This is a genomic window from Sphingomonas sp. 7/4-4 (genome assembly GCF_027941955.1).
In the GTDB taxonomy this organism is placed as follows: Bacteria; Pseudomonadota; Alphaproteobacteria; order Sphingomonadales; family Sphingomonadaceae; genus Sphingomonas.
In genome coordinates this window covers 3,485,778-3,510,701 of sequence record NZ_CP115960.1, presented here as the reverse complement: position 1 = coordinate 3,510,701, position 24,924 = coordinate 3,485,778, and the positions used below count along the sequence as shown (strand labels likewise).

At 66.9% G+C, this 24,924-nt stretch carries 16 protein-coding genes and 3 pseudogenes; 14 read left to right on the top strand and 5 right to left on the bottom strand.

Annotated elements, in window-relative coordinates:
- Positions 1 to 4 precede the first annotated feature (4 nt).
- Positions 5 to 736, top strand: coding sequence for an SDR family NAD(P)-dependent oxidoreductase (locus PIB19_RS17895; RefSeq protein ID WP_271238415.1), 732 nt, complete (start codon positions 5 to 7; stop codon positions 734 to 736).
- Here the strand turns inward: PIB19_RS17895 and folP are convergent.
- From folP to PIB19_RS17875, 4 genes are all read right to left on the bottom strand, one after another.
- Positions 733 to 1,824, bottom strand: coding sequence for a dihydropteroate synthase (gene folP / locus PIB19_RS17890; protein ID WP_271238414.1), 1,092 nt, complete (start codon positions 1,822 to 1,824; stop codon positions 733 to 735). The two genes, PIB19_RS17895 and folP, sit on opposite strands and share 4 nt — an antisense overlap.
- A 132-nt stretch (positions 1,825 to 1,956) precedes the next feature.
- Positions 1,957 to 3,084, bottom strand: a complete 1,128-nt coding sequence (locus PIB19_RS17885) for a site-specific DNA-methyltransferase (RefSeq protein WP_271238413.1) — start codon at positions 3,082 to 3,084, stop codon at positions 1,957 to 1,959.
- A gap of 560 nt (positions 3,085 to 3,644) precedes the next feature.
- Entirely contained in the window at positions 3,645 to 5,069 is a 1,425-nt protein-coding gene (gene tldD / locus PIB19_RS17880) for a metalloprotease TldD (protein WP_271238412.1), read from the bottom strand.
- A gap of 19 nt (positions 5,070 to 5,088) precedes the next feature.
- A complete protein-coding gene (locus PIB19_RS17875) occupies positions 5,089 to 5,319 on the bottom strand; it encodes a zinc-finger domain-containing protein (RefSeq protein WP_271238411.1) in 231 nt (76 codons plus the stop codon).
- 256 nt (positions 5,320 to 5,575) lie between these two features.
- On the opposite strand from PIB19_RS17875, the gene PIB19_RS17870 reads away from it, so the two are divergent.
- The 8 genes and pseudogenes from PIB19_RS17870 (at position 5,576) to PIB19_RS17840 (ending at position 15,565) form a co-directional block, all read left to right on the top strand.
- Entirely contained in the window at positions 5,576 to 6,496 is a 921-nt protein-coding gene (locus PIB19_RS17870) for an ABC transporter ATP-binding protein (protein ID WP_271238410.1), read from the top strand.
- 22 nt (positions 6,497 to 6,518) lie between these two features.
- Positions 6,519 to 8,110, top strand: a pseudogene (gene nadB / locus PIB19_RS17865) (L-aspartate oxidase).
- 181 nt (positions 8,111 to 8,291) lie between these two features.
- Positions 8,292 to 9,446, top strand: coding sequence for a serine hydrolase (locus PIB19_RS17860; protein ID WP_271238409.1), 1,155 nt, complete (start codon positions 8,292 to 8,294; stop codon positions 9,444 to 9,446).
- 89 nt (positions 9,447 to 9,535) lie between these two features.
- Positions 9,536 to 10,228, top strand: a complete 693-nt coding sequence (locus PIB19_RS17855) for a 2OG-Fe(II) oxygenase (protein ID WP_271238408.1) — start codon at positions 9,536 to 9,538, stop codon at positions 10,226 to 10,228.
- A gap of 71 nt (positions 10,229 to 10,299) precedes the next feature.
- Entirely contained in the window at positions 10,300 to 11,019 is a 720-nt protein-coding gene (locus PIB19_RS17850) for a hypothetical protein (RefSeq protein ID WP_271238407.1), read from the top strand.
- A 75-nt stretch (positions 11,020 to 11,094) separates the two neighbouring features.
- Positions 11,095 to 11,706 (top strand): 5'-3' exonuclease, encoded by a 612-nt coding sequence (locus PIB19_RS23750; protein ID WP_443018639.1) that lies wholly within the window; start codon positions 11,095 to 11,097, stop codon positions 11,704 to 11,706.
- Entirely contained in the window at positions 11,598 to 13,865 is a 2,268-nt protein-coding gene (gene polA, locus PIB19_RS17845) for a DNA polymerase I (protein WP_443018751.1), read from the top strand. The genes PIB19_RS23750 and polA overlap by 109 nt, the downstream gene beginning before the upstream one ends.
- Before the next feature lie 173 nt (positions 13,866 to 14,038).
- A complete protein-coding gene (locus PIB19_RS17840; protein ID WP_271238406.1) occupies positions 14,039 to 15,565 on the top strand; it encodes a lipopolysaccharide biosynthesis protein in 1,527 nt (508 codons plus the stop codon).
- 118 nt (positions 15,566 to 15,683) lie between these two features.
- On the opposite strand, the pseudogene PIB19_RS17835 reads toward PIB19_RS17840, so the two are convergent.
- Positions 15,684 to 17,517: pseudogene (locus tag PIB19_RS17835) on the bottom strand (M3 family metallopeptidase).
- Positions 17,518 to 17,985: 468 nt separating this feature from the next.
- On the opposite strand from PIB19_RS17835, the gene PIB19_RS17830 reads away from it, so the two are divergent.
- From PIB19_RS17830 to PIB19_RS17810, 5 genes and pseudogenes are all read left to right on the top strand, one after another.
- The gene (locus PIB19_RS17830; RefSeq protein ID WP_271238405.1) at positions 17,986 to 18,732 is read left to right on the top strand and encodes an ImuA family protein; all 747 of its coding nucleotides are present in this window, start codon (positions 17,986 to 17,988) and stop codon (positions 18,730 to 18,732) included.
- Positions 18,680 to 20,449, top strand: coding sequence for a DUF6504 family protein (locus PIB19_RS17825; RefSeq protein WP_271238404.1), 1,770 nt, complete (start codon positions 18,680 to 18,682; stop codon positions 20,447 to 20,449). The genes PIB19_RS17830 and PIB19_RS17825 overlap by 53 nt, the downstream gene beginning before the upstream one ends.
- A pseudogene (locus tag PIB19_RS17820) lies at positions 20,446 to 23,794 on the top strand (error-prone DNA polymerase). Before PIB19_RS17825 ends, PIB19_RS17820 begins: the two are co-directional and overlap by 4 nt.
- A 208-nt stretch (positions 23,795 to 24,002) precedes the next feature.
- Positions 24,003 to 24,326, top strand: coding sequence for a 2'-5' RNA ligase family protein (locus tag PIB19_RS17815; RefSeq protein ID WP_271238403.1), 324 nt, complete (start codon positions 24,003 to 24,005; stop codon positions 24,324 to 24,326).
- 68 nt (positions 24,327 to 24,394) lie between these two features.
- On the top strand, positions 24,395 to 24,865 hold the full coding sequence (locus PIB19_RS17810) for a VOC family protein (protein WP_271238402.1): 471 nt from the start codon (positions 24,395 to 24,397) through the stop codon (positions 24,863 to 24,865).
- The last annotated feature ends 59 nt before the right edge of the window (positions 24,866 to 24,924 follow it).

Here is a 24,924-nt window from a genome sequence, read left to right as displayed (position 1 = left end):
CGGCATGCCCGTCTTTTCCGGAAAGTCCGTCCTCGTCACCGGTGCCGCATCGGGCATCGGTCTCGCGCTCGCGCGGCATTTCGCCACCGAGGGCGCCGCGCGGCTGATCCTCGTCGATACGTCGCCGATACCCATGGACTTCGCGCATGAGGCCGTCACCGGCGACGTGCGGGACGAGGCGCTCTGGGACCGGCTCGACCTGGCCGGGCTCGACCATGCGGTGGTCAATGCGGGCGTCGCCGGTGCGGGGGCGATAGCCGATCTCGCGCTCGACGAGTGGCGGCGCATCCTCTCGATCAATCTCGACGGTGCGTTCCTGACGCTGCGTGCGGCACTGCGCGCGATGCGCGGGCGCGGCGGATCGATCGTCCTCACTGCCTCCGCGGCCGGCGTGAAGGCCGAGCCCGGCGTCGCCGCTTATGGCGCGTCCAAGGCGGCGCTGATCCACCTCGCCAAGGTCGCGGCGAAGGAAGGCGCGCCGCACGGCATCCGGGTCAACGCCATCGCCCCCGCAGGCGTCGAAACGCCGGTGTGGGACGCGATCCCGATGTTCGCCGAGCGCGCCGCCCAAATCGGCCGCGACGCCGCCTTCGCCGAGATGGCCAAGATGGCCACGCCGCTCGGCCGTTATGCCAAGCCCGAGGAGATCGCCCGGCAGATCGCCTTCCTGCTCTCCGACCAGAGCGCGCTCGTCACCGGCGCGACCCTGATCAGCGACGGCGGCTACACGCTTTAGCCCGGCTGGCGCGCCACCAAAGCCGCATCGCGCATCCCGCGCCATATGCGCAGCGCCTGCGCGGTCTCGAACACGTCATGGACGCGGATCAGCTGGGCGCCGAGCTCCGCGCCCTTGAGCGCGACCGCCAGCGAACCGCCCAGCCGCGCCTCGGCGGGTGCCTCGTTCGAGAGCGCACCGATCATCCGCTTGCGGCTGGCACCGAGCACCACGCCGCAGCCGATCCCGTGGAACAGCGCAAGGCCATTGAGCAATGCGAGATTGTCGGCGAGCGACTTGCCGAAGCCTATGCCCGGGTCGATCAGCACACGTTCCCGCGCGATGCCCTTCGCCACGACTTCGTCGACGCGGCGATCGAGCCAGTCATAAACCTCGAGCAGCACGTCGCCGTAATTGCCGCCATCATGGCCGGTCCTGCCGGGATCGGGCGAGTGCATCAGCACCACCGGGCAGCCTGCCGCCGCCGCCACATCGAGCGCGCGATCGTCGTAAAGCAGGGCCGAGACATCGTTGACCAGCTGCGCCCCCGCGCCGAGCGCCGCCTCCATCACCGCCGCCTTGCGCGTGTCGATCGACACCGCGGCGCCGCTGCGCGCCAGCCGCTCGATGACGGGCACGGTCCGCTCGATCTCGTCGCCTTCCCACACCGTCTCCGCGCCCGGCCGAGTCGATTCGCCGCCGACATCGACGATCGCGGCCCCGGCAACCGTCATGTCGACGCCGACCTGCGCCGCCGCGGCCGGATCGCCGACGTGGCGGCCGCCGTCGGAGAAGCTGTCGGGCGTGACGTTGAGGATACCCATCACCTGCGGCTGATCGAGCCGCACCACGCGCTCACCGAGCTTGAGCGGCGCGCGCGGGGCGGAGATGCGTGCGGCGATCGCGTGGAGGCGTTCGTCGTCGGGGAGATCGGCAACCGGAATGGTGCGCTGGAGCACGCGCCGGCCGCCCTGCACTGCGATCAGCTCATAGGCCGCGAACCAGCACAGTCCGCCCGCCAGCCGCGCCACCGCGCCATCCCGCCCGACCGGCGTGTCGACGAACTGGGTGGGGCGAAGATAGAGCCGGGCGGCGGAGGGGAGGTTCATCGCGTGACCCTAGCAAGCCCCTCCCCTTCAGGGGAGGGGTTGGGGTGGGGCAGTGCCGCAGGCGAAAGGTCTCGATGAGACGGCAAGGCCCCACTCCTTGCCCCTCCCCTGAAGGGGAGGGGTGAAGAAGGATTACGGCTGCGTCGCCAGCAACCAGGTCTGCCTGAGCGCGTCGATCGGCTTGAGCACGCCTTCGTCCTCATAATGCCACCACGTCCAGCCATTGCAGGAAGGCGCGTTCTGCAGCGTCGCGCCGAGCTTGTGGATCGAGCCGGCGGCATTGCCGCATTTGAGCGACCCGTCCGCGCCGACCACCGCGCGGTGGCGCCGCTTCGAATCAAACAATATCGTACCCGGGGCGAGATAGCCGTTCTCGACCAATTGCCCGAACGCCACCCGCGGCGCCGCCTTGGGCGCCTGCATCGTGGTCAGCGCCGATTCGTCGAGCGGCAGCGCCGCGTCGATGCGGGCCTGCGCCGCCTCGACATAGACGCCTTCGCGATCGATGCCGATCCAGCGCCGGCCGAGCCGCTTCGCCACCGCGCCGGTGGTGCCGGTGCCGAAGAACGGATCGAGGACCACGTCGCCCTTCTTCGTCGTCGCCAGCAGGATCCGGTAGAGCAGGGCCTCGGGCTTCTGGGTCGGATGGACCTTGTACCCGTCCTTCTTGAGCCGCTCCTGCCCGCCGCAGATCGGGAATTCCCAGTCGCTGCGCATCTGCAGCTCGTCGTTGAGCGTCTTCATGCTGCGATAATTGAAGGTGTAGCGCGCCTTCTCGCCCTTCGACGCCCAGATCAGGGTCTCGTGCGCGTTGGTGAAGCGCGTGCCCTTGAAATTGGGCATGGGGTTCGCCTTGCGCCAGATGATGTCGTTGAGGATCCAGAAGCCGAGATCCTGGATCGCGCTGCCGACCTTGAAGATGTTGTGATAGCTGCCGATCACCCAGATCGAGCCGTCGTCCTTGAGGATGCGGCGCGCCTCGGCCAGCCATTCGCGGGTGAACTTGTCATAAGCGGCGAGGCTGTCGAACTTGTCCCATTCGTCGGTGACCGCGTCGACATGGCTGCCGTCGGGGCGATTGAGGTCGCCGCCGAGCTGGAGATTGTAGGGCGGATCGGCGAAGATCAGGTCGATCGACTTGGCCGGCAGCGCGCGCATCGCCGCGATGCAATCGCCGCGCAGGATGGTGTCGAGCGGCAATACCGGCACCGGCGCGCTCGCCGTGCGGTCCCGCACTTTCACCGTTTCCAATACCCCCATCTGCGTCTCACTCCCTTGCCCGAACCCCCGTATTCGGGGCACGCGGAGTCCGTCGTCAAGCAAACATTGGTTAACGAAAATGGCTGCTAAAGCGTTAACGCCGCAGAACATTCGGGCATCGGGGCAGATGTTGAGTCAAGAAGTTATCCACAGGCGCAAGCACTGGTGGTGTGGCACGAAAGACTCAGTTTCGGAGCGGGGTGCAATTTCTGGTGCTGTGCTCCGGCGGAGTTCTCCAACCGTGCTCCGGCGAAGACCGGAGCGTTGGCGGCAAGCGACCCGCTGGTGGCCAACGCTCCGGCCTTCGCCGGAGCACGATGTGATTCGATCAGATCAAATCCGCTCAGCAGCTCACGCCGCCGTACCGCCCATGGTCAGCCCCTGGACCAGCAAACTGGGCTGACCCACGCCGGCAGGCACCGACTGCCGCCCTTGCAGCACACGTCCCCCGTGCTCCGGCGAAGGCCGGAGCGTTGGCGGCAAGCGACCCGCCAGGGGCCAGGGCTCCGGCCTTCGCCGGAGCACGGTTTCGATTCGATAGGATCAGACCGGCTTGCAGCTCAGGCCGCGGTGCCGCCCACCGTCAGCCCCTCGACCAGCAGGCTCGGCTGCCCAACCCCCGCAGGAACGCTCTGCCCACCCTTGCCGCACATGCCGACACCCTCGTCGAGCGCGAAATCATTGCCGATGCCGGTGACTCGGGTCAGCACGCTCGGCCCGTCGCCGATCAGCGTCGCGCCCTTGATCGGGCGGCCGATTTTGCCGTTCTCGATCCGGTAGGCCTCGGTGCACGAGAAGACGAACTTGCCCGAGACGATGTCGACCTGCCCGCCGCCGAAGCTCTTGGCGTAGATGCCGCGCTTCACCCGGCTCATCAGTTCGGCGGGATCGTCCTTGCCGCCCTTCATGAAGGTGTTGGTCATCCGCGGCATCGGCGCGTGCTGGAACGATTCGCGGCGGCCGTTGCCGGTGGGCTCGACGCCCATCAGCCGGGCGTTCAACCGGTCCTGCATATAGCCCTTGAGGATACCGTCCTCGATCAGCACGGTTTCGCGCGTCGGCGTGCCTTCGTCGTCGATCGACAGCGAGCCGCGGCGGTCATGGATCGAGCCGTCGTCGACCACGGTGACGCCCGGCGCGGCGACCCGCTCGCCGATCCGGCCCGAAAAGGCGCTGGTGCCCTTGCGGTTGAAATCGCCCTCGAGCCCATGGCCCACCGCTTCGTGGAGCAGCACGCCGGGCCAGCCAGGGCCGCACAACACGGTCATGTCGCCCGCCGGCGCATCCTCGGCATCGAGATTCACGAGCGCCTGCGCCAGCGCCTCGTCGATCGCGCGGTTCCACGTTTCGGGCTCGAACAGCCGGTCGTAAAGCGTGCGCCCGCCGGTGCCGAAGCTGCCGGTCTCGCGGCGGCCGTTCGCCTCGACCACGATCGAGACGTTGAGGCGGACCAGCGGCCGCACGTCGGTGGCGATGAAGCCGTCGGGACGGACGATCTCGACCACGCCCCAGGATCCGGTGAGCCCGACCGAGACCTGCACGACCCGCGGATCGCGTGCCCGCGCCGCTGCGTCGATCGTCTGGCACAGGTTCACCTTGTCGGCGAAGGGGACGAGATCGAGCGGGTCTTGGTCAGTGTAGAGATGGCGGTTGTTGCCTTGCGGCGGCGGCGCCTTGCCGGCCTTGCCCGGCTCGATCAGCGCCATGGTTTCCGCCGCGCGTCGGATCGCGGCGGGGCTGATCTCGTTGGCATGCGCAAAGGCCGTGGTCTCGCCCGAGACCGCGCGCAGCCCGAAGCCCGATTGCGTGTCGAACGAGGCGGTCTTCAGCCGGCCGTCGTCGAAGCCGAACGCCTCCGACTTGCGATATTGGAGATAGAGTTCGCCGTCCTCCGCGTTCGCCAATGCGTCGGCGGTCAGGCGGGTGGCGGTTTCGGGGTCAAGCGCGCGATACAGGAACGCGCGGGGATCGGACGGAATCGACATGCCGCCCGATATAGGCGCGTCAGACGCTGGCGCCAGCCGGGTGATCGGGCAATTGGCTCTGGTCGGCGCCGTCGGCGGGCCCGCCGATCAGCACGAAGCGGCGGTCGCAATAGCCGCAATCGACGGTGCCGGTCTCGTCGATCTGCAGGAACACGCGCGGATGGCCAAGTGCAGCGGGCACGCCGGGCCCGCTGCCGTCGCAGGCGACGCGGGCATGGCTGGTACGGATCGTCTCGGGCGGCGGAATCATGCGAATGCCGATAGCAAGGGGTTGCCCGCGCTTCAATTGCTTCCGGCACCCCTGCCACTTTCCCGTTCGCCCTGAGCTTGTCGAAGCCTGTCCTGAGCGCCGCCGCAGGCGGCGTCGAAGGGGCAGTTCTCCTCCTGCGAGCTGTCCGCGAGAACAGGGCAGCGCTTCGACAGGCTCAGCGCGAACGGGAGAGGACAAGCGCCACTTCGGCGTTGCGCGCTTGGCGAGCGCCGCACACGCGCTTACAGGCTCGACCATGACTCAAGCCGCGATCGAGATCGACAATCTCTGCAAGACCTACGCCGGCGGCAAGCGCGCGCTCGACGGGGTGAGCTTCGATGTACCGCGAGGGACGATCTTCGGATTGCTCGGCCCCAACGGCGCCGGCAAGTCGACGCTGATCAACATCCTCGCCGGGCTGGTCAACAAGACCGAGGGCCGCGCGACGATCTGGGGCTTCGACGTCGACGCGCATCCGCGCAACGCCAAAGCGAGCATCGGCATCGTCAACCAGGAGATCACCTTCGATCCCTTCTTCACCCCGCGCGAGACGCTGGAGATCCAGGCCGGTCTCTACGGCGTGCCCAAAAAGCAGCGCGATCCGATGGGGCTGCTGCGCGCCGTGCATCTCGAGGACAAGGCCGAGGCCTATTCGCGCACGCTCTCCGGCGGCATGAAGCGCCGGCTGATGGTAGCCAAGGCGATGGTCCATTCGCCGCCGGTGCTCGTGCTCGACGAGCCCACCGCCGGCGTCGATGTCGAGCTTCGCCAGCAGCTCTGGGCCTATGTCCGCGAATTGAACGCCCGCGGCGTGACGGTGGTGCTGACCACCCATTATCTCGAGGAAGCCGAGCAGCTTTGTGACCGCATCGCGATCATCAACCACGGCAAGTTGATCGCCAACAAGCCGACGCGCGAGCTGGTGGGCATGGCGCAGGAGAAAGTGGTCGAAGTCACTGTCGACCGCGACGTGCCGGTGCTCCCCGAAAATGCCTGCTTCCAGAAGATCGAATTGAAGGCCGGGCGCACCTTGGTGATCACGTACCGGAAAGATCAGGCGAATGCCGGCGAAGTGCTCGGCGCGGTGCAGAGCGGGGGCTACGGCATCGTCGACGTCTCGACCCGCGAAGCCGATCTGGAGGACGTGTTCCTCAACCTGACCCGGGCGAATGGCTGAGGGCGAACCAGCGGAAGAGACGATGGCGAACGACCCTCACACCTCCGACATCCTCGTCATCGGCTCGGGCGCGGCCGGGCTGACCGCGGCGCTCAACCTTGCCGCACGCTTCAAGGTGACGGTGCTCGCCAAGGGCGGACTCAACGAAGGCTCGACTGCCTGGGCGCAGGGCGGGATCGCGGCGGTGCTCGAACCCGGCGACACGTTCGAGAACCATATCGAGGACACGATCGTCGCCGGCGCGGGTTTGAACGACCGCGCGACCGTGGAGATGGTGGTCGAGAACGCCCCCGCGGCGATCGAGCGGCTGGCCAGGCTCGGCGTGCCGTTCAACACCGACGGCAATTCGCTGCACCTCACCCGCGAGGGCGGGCACAGCCATCGCCGGATCGTCCATGTCGACGACGCCACCGGCTGGGCAGTGCAGGAGGCTTTGCTCAAGGCGGCGCGCGCCAATCCGAACATCACGCTCGTCCCCGACATGGTGGTGATCGATCTCGCCACCAGCCGCCACGAGGAACGTTATTCGGGCGCGGGCAATGTCTGGGGCGTCTATGCCTTCAACCGCGCGACCAACCGGGTGGAGCTGTTCACTGCCAGCGCCACCGTGCTCGCCACCGGCGGCGCGGGCCGCACCTATCTCTTCTCGACCGCGCCGCGCGGCGCGACCGGCGACGGCATCGCGATGGCGTGGCGCGCGGGGTGCCGCATCTCCAACATGGAGTTCATGCAGTTCCACCCGACCTGCCTCTACAATCTCGAGGTCAAGAACTTCCTGATCACCGAGGCGGTGCGCGGCGAGGGCGGGCAATTGATCAACCCGCAGACCGGCAAGCGCTTCATGGCCGATTACGATCCCGAGCGGATGGAGCTGGCGCCGCGCGACGTCGTGGCGCGCGCGAACGACGCCGAGATCAAGCGCGATGGCTTGGATTTTGTCCATCTCGACATCAGCCACATGCCCTCCGAATTCGTGAAGGGGCATTTCCCCAATATCTACGAGAAGCTGCTCGGGCTGGGCATCGACATGACCGCCCAGCCGATCCCCGTAGTGCCCGCGCAGCATTATACCTGCGGCGGGATCGTGATCGACCGCCACGGCAAGACCGACCTGCCCGGCCTCTATGCGGCCGGCGAATGCACCCAGTCGGGCCTGCACGGCGCCAATCGCCTCGCCTCCAATTCGCTGCTCGAATGCTTCGTGTTCGGCGAAGCGGTGGCGAGCCACATCGCGGCGAACTGGGACGACCTTGCCCCGCCCCCGCGATCCGGCCATGGGACGAGAGCCGCGTCACCGATTCCGACGAGGAAGTGGTGATCAAGCAGAACTGGACCGAGATCCGCCGCTTCATGTGGAATTATGTCGGCATCGTCCGCTCGACCAAGCGGCTCGAGCGCGCGGCGCACCGCATCCAGATGCTGCGCGGCGAAGTGAACGACTATTACGGCCATTTCCGCGTCACCGCCGACCTGATCGAGCTGCGCAACCTGCTCGAGAGCGCCGACCTGATCGTCCGCTCCGCGCTCCACCGCAAGGAGAGCCGCGGGCTGCATTACACGCTCGATTATCCCGAGACGCTCGATGTGGCGGTCGACACGGTGCTGGTGCCCTAGGGGTTTGCCCGGTGGTAAAAAGCGGGACTGATCCCCATCTTAGAGTCCAACGGTGGCGCTGGTTTCCGGCAGATTCACGTTTCGTCGCTATCGTTACCGGATTCGTCGCATCCGGGCGCTCTCAGGCTTTGATGCGAGTCGCGGTCGCCGCATGATGGAAAAGGCGCAAGGGGCTGCATTTGTGAAGAAAATTCAGGGTTTCTCGAAACTGGAGCGGGCGCTGACCGTCGCGGGGCTCGGCCCGGCGATGCTGCTCGGCTGCGCAGTGCACGAGGATATCCAGCTCGCCGCCTATCTGCCCGCGCCCAGCTACAGCGTGCTGATGCCCTTCCCCGCCGCAGCCGCCGCGCCGTCCCGGCCGCGCGTGGCCGCACCGGTCGAACTGGTGACCAGCATCGACGCGATCACCCGCAATTTCAGCGGGCTGGTCGGCGTCGCGGTGACCAGCGTGGACGACGGCTGGATCGCCGGCAACCACACGGCATCGCGCCCGCTGCCGCAGCAGAGCGTGAGCAAGCTCTGGGTGACGATGACCGTGCTCGACGCCGTCGATCGCGGCGTCCTCCGGCTCGACGATCCGCTGACCATCACCCGCGCCGATTTCACTCTGTTCCACCAGCCCGTCGCGGCGCTGGTGAAGGGCGATGCCGGCTATACCAGCACCATCGGCGAGATCATGCGCCGCGCGATGCAGATGAGCGACAATACCTGCAACGACAAATTGCTCCACCTCGTCGGCGGCCCGCAGGCGGTGCGCGACTTCATCGCGCGCAAGCAGCTCGGCACGATCCGCTTCGGCCCGGGCGAGAAACTGCTCCAGGCCGGCACTGCGGGGCTCGAATGGAAGCCCGAATATTCCACCGGCAACGCCTTCGCCGTCGCCCGCTCGAGGCTTTCGCCCGCCGTCCGGCTCGCCGCTTATGAAGCCTATGTGAAGGATCCGCCCGACGGCGCGGCGCCCGCCTCGATCGCCGGTGCGCTGGCCCGGCTGTACCGCGGCGAATTGCTCTCGGCGAATTCCACCGCGTGGCTGCTCGCCACGATGGACGGCGCGAAGACCGGCAAGGCGCGCGTGCGCGGCGCGGTCCCGCCGGGCTGGCTCTACGGCCACAAGACCGGCACCGGCCAGGACCTAGGCGGCCGCACCGCGGGCTTCAACGATGTCGGCATCCTGACGGCTCCCGACGGCCGCTCCTACGCCGTCGCCGTGATGATCGGCGACACGTCGCGCCCGATCCGCGAGCGGCAGCTGCTGATGCAGGCAGTGGCCCGCGCGATCGTCGCGCATCACCAGCCCTCCGGCTCGATGATGGCCGGCGGCCGCCCCTCGCGCTGATCGGCCCCGACTCCTAAACCGACCTCGCGGCCGACTTCGAACGCAAGCAGCGGGGCGCCCCGCGCAACGCCGCGCCCTAAACCCGCGCCATGACCAACGACATCGACTGGACCGCCGCCGCCGACGCGATCGACACCAACGGCTGGGCAATATTGCCCGGCCTGCTCGACCCCATCACCTGCGAGCACGTCTCCACCCTCTACGACGCCCCCGAACATTTCCGCAGCCAGGTGATCATGGCGCGGCACGGCTTCGGCCGCGGCGAATATCGCTATTTCGCCTATCCGCTGCCCGATCCGGTGCAGGCGCTCCGGACGCGGCTCTATGCCCCGCTCGCCGGGATCGCCAATCGCTGGCACGCCCGCATGGGACTCGAACGCCGCTTCCCCGCCGCGCATGCCGAGTATCTCGCCGAATGCCACAGCGCGGGGCAGGCCCGCCCCACCCCGCTGCTGCTCCGCTACGGTCCCGGCGACTATAATTGCCTGCACCAGGACCTGTACGGCGCCCATGTCTTCCCGCTGCAGGTGGCCGTCCTGCTCTCCGCACCCGGGCGCGACTTCGCCGGCGGCGAGTTCGTCCTGACCGAGCAGCGCCCGCGCATGCAGTCGCGCGCCGCCGTGGTGCCGCTCGCGCAGGGCGACGCCGTGATATTCGCCGTCAACCAGCGCCCGGTGCGCGGCGCCAAGGGCGATTATCGCGTGACGATGCGCCACGGCGTCAGCGCGGTGCATATCGGGAAGCGCCACACGCTGGGGATCATCTTCCATGACGCGACGTAAACCAACACCTGTATCGCTATCGTCACAATTATAGCAGGAATAGAGCTTCACCTCGAACAGGGAGAAGATCGATGGGCGATACCCCGAATTTCATCAATAATTCCAACGACGCCAATAATAGCGAGGTCGTCATCTTCGAAAGCGAGGCCGCGCCAGTCGTCGCATTGGACGGCAATGCCTTGCCCGCCATCGAGCTCAATTTCATCAATCATTCGAACGACGTGAACAATAGCGAGGTCATCGTCTTCGCGAAGAATGAGGCGACGAACTTCGACGAGCTCTCGATCGCCTGGACCGTGATCAAATATTGCGGCCAGGGCGACAATCACCCCTTCACCTATCCGATGGGCCAGACGATCAGCGCGAGCGACAGCTGGGGCAATTATACGGCGCAGCTGAACGCGCCGCTCGGCCAGCAGTTCGCGGTGAAGCTCACTACCGACGGCGACCAACTGGTCCCGCAGGGTCCGGCGACGTCGCCGCAGGAGATCCAGCTGCTCAACGCCCTGCCCAAGGGCGCAGTGAACGCGAACATCTACAAGGACGGCAAATTGTTCGCGAGCAGGACCGGCATCGTTCCCCAGCAGGTGGCAGTGTTCCAGTTCAAGCCGACGATCTGGATCGGCGTGGCATCGCAGGTCGAGCAAGGCAAGGTGATGAATTCGGCCATCATCTCGCAAATCAACACCGAGATCTCGCTGCTCGGCATCGTCAGCGCCGACATCGTGATGACCGGCGGCGGCGCGGGGCCCAACGCGACTCCTTCGCCTTCGCGCTGCAGAATATCATGATGGCCTGAACCTGCGGCGGGCGGGAACGCCGCTTGGGGCTTTGTTCCGCCCGTCCGCTCGGCTATCCCCGCGGCGATGCCCCATCTCTATCTCGTCGACGGCTCCGGCTATATCTTCCGCGCCTATCACCGGCTGCCCCCGCTCACCAACAAGCATGGCGAGCCGGTCGGCGCGGTCTATGGCTATACCACCATGCTGTGGAAGCTCGTCGACGAGCTCAACAAGGCCGACGGCCCGACCCACATGGCGGTGATCCTCGACAAGAGCGAGCACACTTTCCGCAACGAGATGTACGACCAGTACAAGGCGCACCGCCCGCCCGCGCCGGAGGATCTGGTCCCGCAATTCCCGATGATTCGCGACGCCACCCGCGCCTTCTCGCTCCCCTGCATCGAGGAACTGGGCTGGGAGGCCGACGATCTGATCGCGAGCTATACCAAGGCGGCGCTGGCGCAGGGCTGGTCGGTCACCATCGTCAGCTCCGACAAGGATCTGATGCAGCTGATGACCGATCCTTCGGTCGACATGCTCGATACGATGAACAATCGCCGGCTGGGTCCGAAGGATACCGAGGAGAAATTCGGCGTCGGCCCCGAGAAGCTCGGCGAAGTCCTCGCATTGATGGGCGACAGCGTCGACAACGTGCCGGGCGTCAAGGAATCGGGCCCAAGACCGCGGCGAAGCTGATCCTCGAATTCGGCGACGTCGAGGGCGTGCTCGCTGCCGCGCCGGACATGAAGCCCAGCAAGATGCGCGACAATCTGATCGAGCATGCCGAGATGGCGCGGCTTTCCCGGAAACTGGTCGAGCTCGCCTGCGACGTGCCTTTGCCCGATCCGCTCGACGAACTCGAACTCAAGGGCATCCCCGACGCGCCGCTGCGCGCATTCCTCGAGCATCACGGCTTCCGCACCTTGCTCAACCGGCTCTCGGCGGTGGCGGACGCCCCGGTCGAGCACCACGAAGTGCCCGGGCTGGAGGAAGACCCACCCTGCGATCACGATGCCTATGAGACCGTGGTCACCGAAGAGGCGCTCGACCGCTGGATCGCCGAGGCGACGCATCAGGGCTGGGTCGCGATCGATACCGAGACCACCGGCGTCGATGCCACGCGCGCCGAGCTGGTGGGCGTGAGCATGGCGCTCGTGCCCAACAAGGCGTGCTACATTCCGATCGCGCATGGCGGCAGCGACATGTTCGCCGAGAAGCCGGTGCAGCTCGATCGCGCGACGGTGCTCGCGAAGCTGAAGCCGCTGTTCGAAGACCCGGCGGTGCTCAAGATCGGGCACAATCTGAAATACGACATGATCGTGCTGGGGAGAGCTTATAAGGATTTGGGCGGGATAGACGTCGCGCCCTATGACGATTCGATCGTGATGAGCTTCGATCTCGATGCCGGCCTGCACGGACACGGCATGGACGAACTCGCCGCGACGCACCTGTCGCACAGCTGCATTGCCTATAAGGACGTGGTCGGCACGGGGAAGAACCAGCTCGGCTTCCACGAAGTCGATCTCAAGGCGGCGACACGCTACGCCGCCGAGGACGCCGATGTGACGCTCAGGCTATGGCGGCGGTTCAAGCCGCGCCTCGCTTATGAGAGCGCGACGCGCGTCTACGAGATGGTCGATCGGCCCCTGGTATCGGTGATCGCGGGCATGGAGCGCGCCGGCGTCAAGGTCGATGCCGGGGTGCTTTCGCGGCTCTCGGACGAATTCTCGAAGCAGATCGCGGCGCTCGAGGAAGAGATCCACGGCATCGCCGGGTTCAAGTTCACCATCGGCAGCCCCAAGCAACTGGGCGACGTGCTGTTCGACAAGATGGGCATCAAGGGCGGCCGCAAGGGCAAGTCGGGCGTCTATTCGACCGACGTCAACGAGCTCGAACGCATCGCGGCGGACAAGGATTCACCGGGCCGTGAGATGGTGGCCAAGGTGCTCGACTGGCGACAGCTGTCGAAGTTGAAGTCCACCTATACCGATGCGCTCCAGGCGCAGATCAACCCCGAGACCGGCCGGGTCCACACCAGCTACTCGCTCACCGGCGCGCAGACCGGGCGGCTCTCCTCGACCGATCCCAATCTCCAGAACATCCCGATCCGCACCGAAACGGGCCGCCAGATCCGCGACGCGTTCGTCGCCGAACCGGGCAATGTGATCCTCGCCGCCGATTATTCGCAGATCGAGCTCCGCCTCGCCGCGCACATCGCCGACGTGCCGGCCTTGCGCACCGCGTTCGAGAATGGCGACGACATCCACAACATGACCGCGATGGAGCTGTTCGGCGAAGTAAACCGCGACACGCGCGGGCGCGCCAAGACGATCAACTTCGCCATCCTCTACGGCATCTCGCGCTGGGGCCTGGCGGGGCGTCTTGACGTCACACCGGACGAAGCGCAGGCGATGATCAACCGCTATTTCGAGCGCTTCCCCGGCATCAACCGCTACATCGCCGACACGCTCAACGAGGCCAAGGCGCGCGGCTACACGACCACCCTGTTCGGCCGGAAGACGCATTTCCCGCGGCTCAAGGCGGCCAACCCCAATGAGCGTGCGGGCTCCGAGCGCGCCGCGATCAACGCGCCGATCCAGGGCACCTGTGCCGACATCATCAAGCGTGCGATGGCGCGGATGGGCCCGGCGTTGCTCGAAGCCGGCCTGCCCAATGTCAAAATGCTGATGCAGGTGCACGACGAACTCGTCTTCGAGCTGCCCGAAGGCGATGTGGAACGCGCGAAGCCCGTGATCGAACGCGTGATGGCCACCGCCGCCGAACCCGCGATCAAGCTCACCGTCCCGCTCGGCGTCGAGATCGGAGTAGGCCCGAGCTGGGGCGCGGCGCATTGACCCTCCTTACCGTTCGCCCTGAGCTTGTCGAAGCCTGTCCTGAGCGACGCCGCAGGCGGCGTCGAAGGGGCGCCTCGCCATAAGCGGCGCATTTGCGGATGGCCGTGCTTCGACAACCCCGGATCTAGTCCGGGGACGAACGGGATCCCTTCGACGGGCGCAGGGCGAGCGTAATGGCTGAATCCGCACCCCCACCCGCGGCCGACGACATCAACGCCCTCGCCAAGGGCGGACGGACCAACATCCTCGGCTTCATCCTACGGCTCGCCGCCCGCCTCCCCTTCCTGTTCATCGCCGGCCGCGCCTACGGCCCGGACATTGTCGGGCGCTATGCGATCGCGGTGCTGGTGATCGAAGTCGCCGCCTTGCTCGCCACGCTCGGGCTCAAGCGCGGGCTCGCCCAGGCGCTCTCCTCCACCGATCGGCCGCACGCGCATGTCGTGTGGGACGGCGTGCTGGTGGCGTGCGGCGCCTCGGCGATCGCCAGCGCGGTGCTGATCGCCTTCCCGCAGGTGATGTACCCGAACAGCCAGGTGATGGGGCTCGAGCGGCTGCTGCCTCTGGTGGTGTTCGCCGTCGCGGTGTCGGACGTCACGCTCGCGGCTCTGGCCTATCGCCACAATATCCGCGCCTCGGTGACGGCGCGCGCGATCATCGAGCCGTGGACGATCAGCATCGCCGCCTGGGGCTTCTCCTACGTCTCGTCGCGCGACGGGCTGATGTATGCCTATGTCCTGTCGATGCTCGCCGCGCTCGCCGCGTCGGTGGTGCCGTTCGTGCGCGAATACGGCATGCCGCGCGAATGGCATCCGCGGCTGCCCGACATCCTCGCGCTCGCCCGCCGCAACGCGCCCCTGGCCGGCGCCGATGCGATCGAATGGGGCACGCGCAATGTCGATCGCTTCATCCTGGCGCTGCTGTTCGCGCCCGGCGTGGTCGGCATCTATTACATGGCGCAGCAGGTCGCCTCGATCCCGCAGCGGCTGAAGTCGAGCTTCGATCCGATCCTCGCGCCCGTCGTCACCAACAGCCTTGCCGACAACGACCGCAAGGCCGTCGCCAAGCAGGTCCGCCAGGTCGGCTTCTGGATCGTCAGCGCGCAGGCCGCCTGCCTCGTCGTGTTCGGCATTCCGGCGGAGGGCGTGATGGGGCTGATCGGCCCCGAATTCGTCGTCGGCGCGGGAGCGATGTGCATCCTGCTCGTCGCCGAAGTGCTCGCCTCGACCGGGGCGGTCTGCGAGACCGGGCTGATCTACATCGCCCGCCACCGCAACCTGATGATCTCGCTGGCGGTATTGCTGCTCCAGATCGCACTCAGCTTCACCTTCGTCTTCGTCGCGCGCGCGCAGGGCTGGTCGGAACCGGTCCAGGCCGCCGGCCCCGCCGCGGCGCTCGCGCTGTCGCTGACAATCGGCTCGGTGGCCAAGGCCGTCATGCTCCGCCGCCTGCTCGGCGCGCCGGTGGTCAGCATCCGCCCCAGCTTCTTCGTCGCGATCGGCACGGCGGCATTGGTCGGCGCGGCGTTCACGTCGCTGCCGCGGCATTACGAATGGGCCGAATTGAGCATCGGCATGCCGGCGATCCTCGTCACCTTCCTGTTCGTGATGATCAAGTTCGGCTTCAGCCCCGAGGATCGCGCCTTGTTCCGAAAGACCCCCGCGGACGCGGAACCGACGCTGCCGGCCGCCGAGAAGCTCTAGGTCAGCTTTCACGGGAGAAAAGGGGAATCGATTTACTCGGAGCGTGCAAACTTCGGCAGTCATTTGTTCCCCGTTTTCCCTCTCCACGGTGCGAAAAGGGAAGAGGCGAAAACCGGCCTCACTCCACCGGAAATCCCCGCCGCCTGAACAATGCCTTCACGTCCGGATCGCGTCCGCGAAACGCCCGATAAGCGAGCTTGCGGTCGGTCTCGTTGCCGGTCGACAGCAGGGTGGTCCGGAAGCGATCGGCGGTCGCCTTGTCCCAGACATTCCCCGTCTCCTCGAACGCCGCCCAGGTGTCGGCATCCATCGTCTCGGACCAGAGATACGAGTAGTAACCTGCTGAATAAGCATCGCTCGAGAACAGGTGATTGAACTGCGGCAGCCGGTGCCGCAGCGCGATCTCCTTCGGCATGCCGAGCGCCTTCAACGCATCGCGCTCGAACGCGGCCACGTCGGTCACCGGCACTTCGCGGTCATGGAGCTGCATGTCGACGATCGCATCGGCGAGATATTCGACCGTGTCGAAGCCCTGGTTGAAGGTCGACGACTTCTCGATCTTGTCGACCAAAGCCTGCGGCATCGGCGCGCCGGTCTTGTAATGCTTGGCATATTTGTCGAGCACGTCGCGGGTGAGCAGCCAGTTCTCGTTGACCTGGCTGGGATATTCCACGAAGTCGCGCGGCGTTCCCGCCAGCCCCGGATAATTGACGTTCTGGAGCAGGCTGTGGATCGCGTGGCCGAATTCGTGGAACAAGGTCGTCGCGTCGTCGAGGCTGATCAGCGTCGGCTCGCCCGCACCGCCTTTCACGAAATTATTGTTGTTCGACGCCAATGTGTTGCGATGGCCGCCCAGCTCCTGCTGGCCGCGATAGCGCGTCGCCCAGGCGCCGGAGCGCTTGCCGGAGCGCGCATAGCCGTCGAAATAGAAGACGCCGATATTCCGGCCGGTCGCGCTGTCGGTCACCTCGAAGGTGCGCACCGCAGAGTCGAAGACGGGCACGTCCTTCACTTCCTTGAAGCCCAACCCGTAGAGCCGGCCCGCGGCGTAGAAGGCGCCCTGCAGGATGTTGTTCAGCTCGAGATACGGCTTCACTTCATTCTCATCGAGATCGTATTTCGCCTTGCGCACCTTCTCGGCGTAGAAGCGATAGTCCCACGGCTCGATCGTGATCTTCGCGCCTTCCTTGTCGGCCAGCGCCTGCATGTCGGCGACTTCTTGCGTGACGCGCGCGCGCCGCGGGCCACACCGACATCATCAACTTCATCGCATTGGCCGGGGTCTCGGCCATGGTATCGTCCATCCGGTACAAAGCGTGGTTCTTGAAGCCGAGCAGCACCGCGCGCTGCTGGCGCAGCTTGAGGATGTCGGCGATCACGGTCTTGGTATCGTTGGCGTCTCCATTGTCGCCGCGGCCGATGAACCCGCGCCAGACCTTCTCGCGCAGGGCCCGGTCGGTCGAATTGGTCAGGAAAGGCGCGACTGAAGAGCGTGTGTTCACCACCGCCCATTTGCCGGGCAGATTGCGCTCTTCGGCGGCAGCCTTGAGCGACGCTTTGAAGCTGTCGGGCAGCCCGGCGAGCTGCGCCTCCGAATCGAGCACGATCCAGGTCTCCTCGTCGGCGAGCACGCGACGGGAGAAATCGCTGAACTGAGTGGCGAGCGCCTGGTTGAGCCTGGTGACCTCGGCCCGCTGCGCGTCGGTCAGCGCCGCGCCGCGCCGCACGAAGCTGCGATAGGTGCGTTCGAGCAGCCGCAGCTGCTGCGCGTCGAGCTTCTGCGAGGCGCGGCTGTCATACGCTCCCTTCACTCGGGCGAAGAGCTTGGGATCGAGGAACAATTCGTCGTAGAATGCCGTGAGCTTGGGGCTCCATTCCTTGTCGATCGCCTGCACTTCCTTGGTCGCGAGGTTGCTGGTGTAGACGCCCCACACGGATTGAACCCGATCCATCGTGTCGCCGGCGAGCTGCAGGGGCACGATCACGGTCTCGAAGCTGGGCATGCTCTTCGCGTCGCGGATCGCGTGGATTTCGGTGCGCAGCGTCGTCATCGCCGCCTCGAACGCGGGCGGGAACATCGCAGGCTTGACCAATTGCCAGGGCGGCACGCCGCCATAGGGCCCGGTCCACGGCTCGAGCAAAGGCGCGGGATCGATCGCTGCGGCGGCGGGTGCGGTCTGGATCTGCGGCATGGCGGCTCCGAAAGCGGGAAGGGCGACGATCGCCGTCGTGGCGATCAACGCGAGGCGCAGCTTTTGGATCATGAAAATCGGTCCCCCGGAAAGGCGTGCTTTAGGATGGCAGCACACTAGAGGGCAGGGAAGCGTGAAGGCAACAGCGCTGGCGGGTTGACTCTTTGTTCCATTGGAACAGAATAGGAACATTCTCGTTCCCGAGTCGTGAGTAGCCGCTGCAGCCTGATGCCAGATCCCGCCGTTCTTGCCCAGCTTCGCGAGCAATTGCGCGCGATGGAGACCCAGGGTTTCCGTCGCCGGCCGGTGCTGCCGTTCGGGGTGCAGGCGCTCGATTCGCGGCTGGCCAATGGCGGGCTCAGGCTCGATGCGTTGCACGAGATCGCCGCCGCTTCGAGCGACATGGCCGAAGATTGCGCCGCGACTCTGTTCATGGCGGGGATCGCGGCGCGCGCATGGGGGCCGGTGCTCTGGGTGGTGCGGCGGCGCGATCTGTTCGCCCCCGGCCTCTCGCAGGTGGGGCTCGATCATAAGCGGCTGATCTATGCCGAAGCGCGTGACGATGCCGAATTGCTCGCAGTGATGGAGGAAGGCCTGCGCCATCGTGGGCTGGGCGCAGTGATCGGCGAAGTGAAGCGCGCCGACATGACCGCGAGCCGCCGGCTGCAACTGGCGGCCGAGGGAGGGCGGACGATCGCATTGCTGATGCGGCGGCATGCGCGTGAGGGCAGCGATCCGCTCGGCGCGACCTCGGCGGCGGTGACGCGCTGGCGGGTGGGTTGCGCGCCGTCGACACCGCTGCCGGTGGAAGGCGTGGGACGTGCGCGCTGGCAATTGGCGCTGATGCGCCAGAAGGGCGGCGAGCCCTTCGAGATGCAAGTGGAGGCATGCGATGCAACGGGTCGCTGCGCTCTTCCTGCCAATGTGGCCGATCGAAAGGCTGCGGCAGGCGGAGCGGCACGCCGCGCCGCCTGAGCCGCGCGAACCCGCGGCTGCCGGGCAGCAACATCCCCGTTCGGTGCCGCGCGGCGGCGGCTGGCGCCCCGGCGCGCGCTGGGCGCGCGAGGACCAGCTCGGCCATGTCGCGCTACCTCCCGAAGGCGGCCGCTCCGGGGAGGAATCGGCTCCCCTCGTCACCAGCATCCGCGACGGCAACCGCATCGTCATCGCCGCCGCCGATATGGCAGCACGCTCGCTCGGCCTCGCGCCCGGCATGGCGCTCGCTCAGGCGCGCGCGCAGGTCGCCGGGCTCGATATCCGCAACGCCGATCCGGAAGGCGATCGCGCGCATCTCGCCAGCCTCGCAGTGGCACTGGCGCGGCGCTGGACACCGACGGTGGCGATCGAAGGCGACGACACCTTGTTCCTCGATCTGAGCGGAGTCGCGCACCTCCACGGCGGCGAAGCGCAAATGGCGGCCCGGCTGCGGCGCATGCTCGCCCGGCTGGGCTATACCGCGAGGATCGCGATTGCCGACACGCCGGGGGCGGCCTGGGCGCTGGCGCATTTCCATCGTCACCCCGGCGAAGGCCGGGCCCCAGAGTCACAAGCGACATCTCCCTTGGCTCTGGATCCCGGCCTTCGCCGGGATGACGAAAGATGGTGTGCGCCGGGCCAGCAAGCTGAAGCGCTTGCTCCGCTTCCCATCGAGGCGCTTCGGATAGACGCGAGCGCAGTCGAATTGCTCCACCGCCTCGGCGTCACGCGCATCGCCCAGCTCACGGCGATGCCGCGCGCGCCCCTGGTCAAGCGCTTCGGCACGGGCCTCGCTCTCCAGCTCGACCGCGCGCTGGGACGATTGTCCGAGCCGCTGCACCCGGTCGTCCCGCCCGAGCCGATCGCTATCGCGCAGCGCTTCGCCGAGCCGATCGCGACTGCCGAGGCGATCGAGCATTGGCTGGGCACGCTCGTCCCGCGGCTCACTGTCGCTTTGGCGGAAAAGGGCATCGGCGCGACCCGGATTGAACTGATCGCCGATCGGATCGACGGCGTGCCGCAGCGCATCCGCATCGGCCTCGCCCGCCCCAGCCGCGACGGCGCGCATTTGCTCCGCCTGCTCGTGCGCCGCATTGAACAGGTCGAGCCGGGTTACGGCGTGGACGCGCTCACGCTCCATGTCCGCCGCGCGCTGCCGCTGGGCGCCGAACCTTTCACCGAACGGCTCGACGAGGAAGCCGCGCCCGATCTCGCGCCTCTGGTCGACACGCTCGCCACGCGGATCGGGTTGCGCGCGATGTGGCGCAGCCGCCCCGTCGAGAGCGATGTTCCCGAACGATCGGTGACGCGCATGGTCGTGCTCGATCCTCCCGCCCGCCCGCTCCTGCGCGGCAAGCGCGACGATGTTCGCCAGCTCGACCGCAATCCGCCGCTGCCGCCCTGGCACCCCGGCTGGCCGCGCCCGGCGCGGCTGCTCGCCCGGCCCGAGCGGCTCGATCACGTCATGGCCGAGCTCCCCGACCATGCCCCGCGCCGCTTCACCTGGCGCGGGCAATCGCATCGCGTAATCCGCGCCGACGGGCCCGAGCGCATCCAGGGCGAATGGTGGAAGCGCGACGCCGAGCGCGCGAGCGTGCGCGATTATTTCCGCGTCGAGGACGAAGCCGGGCGCCGCTATTGGCTGTTCCGCTCGGGTGACGGCGAACGCGCCGTGACCGGCGATCTCAGCTGGTATCTCCACGGCGTGTTCGGATGACCTGGTCCGAACTCCAGGTGACGAGCCATTTCTCGTTCCTGCGCGGCGCTTCGTCGTGCGAGGAGCTGTTCGCCACGGCTGCAGTGATGGGCATGCCCGCGCTCGGCCTCACCGATCGCAACTCGATCGCGGGGGTGGTCCGCGGGCTGGTCGCCGCCGATCAGATCAGTGCGCAAGGGCATGCCATCCGGATGATCCCCGGCTGCCGGCTCGATCTCGTCGACGGTACCTCGCTGCTCGTCTGGCCCGAGGATCGACTCGCCTGGAGCAGGCTCACGCGCCTCCTCACGCTCGGCAAGAGCCGTGCCGACGCGCAACACGGCGAGAAGGGCAGATGCTTCCTCCATTGGGAAGATGTCGCCGATCATGCCCAGGGACTGGTCGGCGCGCTAGTGCCCGGGCTCGCCGATCCCGGCGACGCGCCGGCATTGCGCTGGATGGCGGACATTTTCGAGCACGCGGACATGTCTGCCTCACCTGGCATCGCCGCCCGGGCGACGCACTGCGTATCCACCAGCTAGATGCAGCGGCGAAGCGCTTCGGCCTCGCCCCGCTCGCGACCGGCGACGTGCTCTACCACCATCCCGACAAAAGGATGCTGCAGGACGTGGTCACTGCGATCCGCGAGAAATGCACGATCGACGCGCTCGGCTTCCGCCGCGAGCGCAGCGCCGATCGGCACCTCAAGTCGCCGGACGAGATGGCGCGGCGCTACCGCTATTATCCCGAGGCACTGGCCGCCGCCGAAGCGATCGTCGAGCGCTGCACTTTCGACCTGCGCGAACTGGGCCAGCTATATCGCTATCCCGACGAAGTCGTGATGACCGGACGCACGCCGCAGGCGGCGCTGGAGAAGCTCGCCCGGGATGCGCTCACCGTCAAATTCCCCGACGGCGCGCCGTCCGATTATGCCGAGTTGCTCGACAAGGAACTGCTGCTGGTCGGCAGGCTCGGTTACGCGCCCTATTTCCTGACGGTAAATTCGATCGTCCAGTTCGCGCGCGCGCAGAAGATCCTCTGCCAGGACGCGGCAGCGCGGCCAATTCGCTGATCTGCTATCTGCTCGGCGTCACTTCGATCGATCCGATCGTGCACCAGTTGTTGTTCGAGCGCTTCATCTCGGGCGCGCGCGGCGAGCCGCCCGACATCGACGTCGATTTCGAGCATGAACGGCGCGAGGAGGTGATCCAGTGGATCTACGAGACCTATGGCCAGCGTCACGCCGCGATGACCGCCGTAGTGAGCCGTTTCCGCTCGCGCGGTGCGCTGCGCGAAGTGGGCAAGGCGCTGGGCCTGCCCGAAGACCTGACCGGCGCGCTGTCGAGCCAGGTCTGGGGTTGGTCGAACGATGTCGATGACGAACATGCCGATGCGCTCAATCTCGACCGCAGCGATCCGCGCCTTGCGCTGACGCTCGAGCTGGCGCGCGAGCTGATCGGCACGCCGCGGCATTTGTCGCAACACCCCGGCGGCTTCGTCCTCGCCCACTCTCGTGTCGACGAAATCGTGCCGATCGAGCCTGCCGCGATGATCGATCGGCGCGTGATCGAATGGGAGAAGGACGATCTCGAAACGCTCGGGCTGATGAAGGTCGACGTCCTCGGGCTCGGCATGCTCGGCTGCATGCGACGTGCCTTCGATCTGCTCGCCGAGCACAAGGACGTGCACCTGACGCTCGCGTCGGACGAACTCCAGCATGACGACACGCCGACCTACGCGATGATCCAGCAGGCCGACACGCTCGGCGTGTTCCAGATCGAGAGCCGCGCGCAGATGTCGATGCTGCCGCGGCTCAAGCCCCGCGAATTCTACGACCTCGTCATCCAGGTCGCGATCGTCCGGCCCGGGCCGATCCAGGGCGACATGGTCCATCCCTATCTCCGCCGCCGCGAAGGCAAGGAAAAAGCGGAATATCCCAAGCCCGAACTCAAGGCGGTGCTGGAGAAGACCTTCGGCGTGCCTCTGTTCCAGGAACAGGCGATGAAGGTCGCGATCGAGGGCGCCGGCTTCACGCCCGAGGAAGCGGACGCGCTGCGACGCTCGATGGCGACGTTCAAATCGACCGGCGGCGTCACCCATTTCCGCGACAAGATGGTCGAGGGCATGGTCGCCAACGGCTATCAACGCGATTTCGCCGAGCGGACCTTCAAGCAGATCGAGGGGTTCGGAAGCTACGGCTTCCCCGAGAGCCACGCCGCCAGCTTCGCCAAGATCGCCTACGCGTCGAGCTGGATGAAGTGCCATCATCCGGACGTGTTCTGCACGGCGTTGCTCAATGCCCAGCCGATGGGATTCTATGCCCCCGCACAGATCATCCGTGATGCGCGGGCGCACGGCGTCGAGGCCCGGCCGGTGTGCATCAACGACAGCGACTGGGACACGCGGATGGTGCCCGAGGGCGTGAATGTACGGCCACGGCATTCGGCGTTCTGCGGGACCGATCAGGACTGGGCCAGCCTTCAACCGGTCCGGCTCGGCATGCGGATCGTGCAGGGGCTTTCGAAGGACGACGCCCAGGCGATCCTCGACGCCCGCGCGCGCGCGCAATTCGTCTCGATCGAGGATGTCTGGCGGCGCTCGGGCGTCAAGCCGGCGGCGCTCGAACGGCTGGCGCGCGCCGATGCTTTCCAGGCGCTGGGGCATAATCGGCGGCAGGCATTATGGGCGATCAAGGGGCTCGGCCAGAAACCGCTCGACCTGTTCAGCGCCGCGGATGCGCGCGAGGGCCGGACCGTGCCCGAGGCCATGGAACCGCAAGTCGCGCTGGTGCCGCTGACCGAGGGCCGCGAAGTGATCGAGGATTACCGCGCGACGCAGCTCAGCCTGCGCGCGCATCCGGTGACCTTCCTGCGCGAACGGCTGGCTGCGCGGCGGATCGCGAAATGCGCGGATCTGATGAACCTGAAGGACGGCGCGCGCGTCGAGGTCGCGGGCCTCATCCTCGTCCGCCAGCGGCCGGGCAGCGCCAAGGGCGTGGTGTTCGTGACGCTCGAGGACGAGACCGGCATCGCCAATGCCGTGCTGTGGGCCGATCGGTTCGAAGCGAACCGGCGCACGGTGATGTCCGCGACGATGCTGGCGATCCGCGGCAAGGTGCAGCGCGAAGGCATCGTGATCCACCTCGTCGCCGAGACGATCACCGATCTCACGCCGTGGCTGCGCGAAGTGGGCGAGCTCGAATTGCCGAACATGACCATGCCCGGCGACGGCGCGACACATGGCGGGACGATCGATCCGCGCGACCGGCTCGAGCTGCCGCGCCAGCGCGCGCTCGAAAGCTGGCCGCCGCGCCGCAGCCTCAAGGCGCCGGACCTGATCCCGGTGCGCTCGCGCGACTTTCACTGAGGACCACGCCATGCATGCACCCCGCCCTCTATACATCTTTGCCAAGCCTCCGGAGGAAACGGCGCTCGAGGCCGAGCTGCGGCAGCGGGAGCTCGGTCTCGCGAGCAACTATGGCCGCGAACGATTCCACACGACGATCCTGCCACTTTGCGATGCGCGCGAAGCGCCGCCGGGGCTCGTCGACATATTGGACGCAGCCTTTGCTTCGATGATCGCGGAGCCGTGCACAATCCTATTCGACCGGCTTCATCGCAATGCGTTGCGCGGCGGCAGCGCGCTCCGCGACCTGCGCGCGCTGCAAGCCATGCTGGTGAAGCGCCTGACCGCGATGGGCTTGTGCCTGCCGCGCTATCTTTTCCGTCCGCACATGTCGCTCGCCTACGGCGCGGCGCCCGAACGAACCATTCCGATCGCACCGATCGGCTGGCAGGTGCGCGAGCTGCAGCTCGTCAAAAGCATCCATGGCGAAGGACGTCACGAAACGCTCGCGCGCTTCGAACTGATCCGGCGTCAGGGGTCGTTCGGCTTCTGATATATACGACCCTGAGGGCGCTTCCTCCCCGCATGTTGCTGCTAGGTTTGGCGCAGAGGAGAATTTGAATGAAGCTGCGCGTTCCGCTATCTGCCGCTCTATTACTGACCCTCGCGTCGCCGGCATCGGCACAGGACAAGCCGGCGCCTGTCGCGCGGCTCGACCATGTCGGGATCTGGGTTGCCGATCAGAAGAAGAGCCTGGACTTCTACCACGACATGTTCGGCCTGAAAGAAATCCCGGCGCCCTTTCCACCCGGCGGGCCGCGCTGGATGCAGCTGGCCAATGGCGTCGAGCTGCACATCCAGCCGGGCCGCGACGCGCCGGTGACGCAGCCGCGCCGCGTGCACATGGCGATTGCAGTTGCGAGCCTCGATCCGATCCTGGCGCAGCTCAAGGCGCGCGGGCAGAGCTGGAGCGACATCGCCGGCAATCCCGGCGCGATCCAGAACATGCGCACCGACGGCATCCGCCAGATCTTCATCCAGGATCCCGACGGCTATTGGATCGAAGTCAACGACGCGCTGAAGAAGCGTTAGGGCGTATCGACCGCGAAACTCCCCTCCCTGCAAGGGAGGGGCAGGGGTGGGTGCGAGCG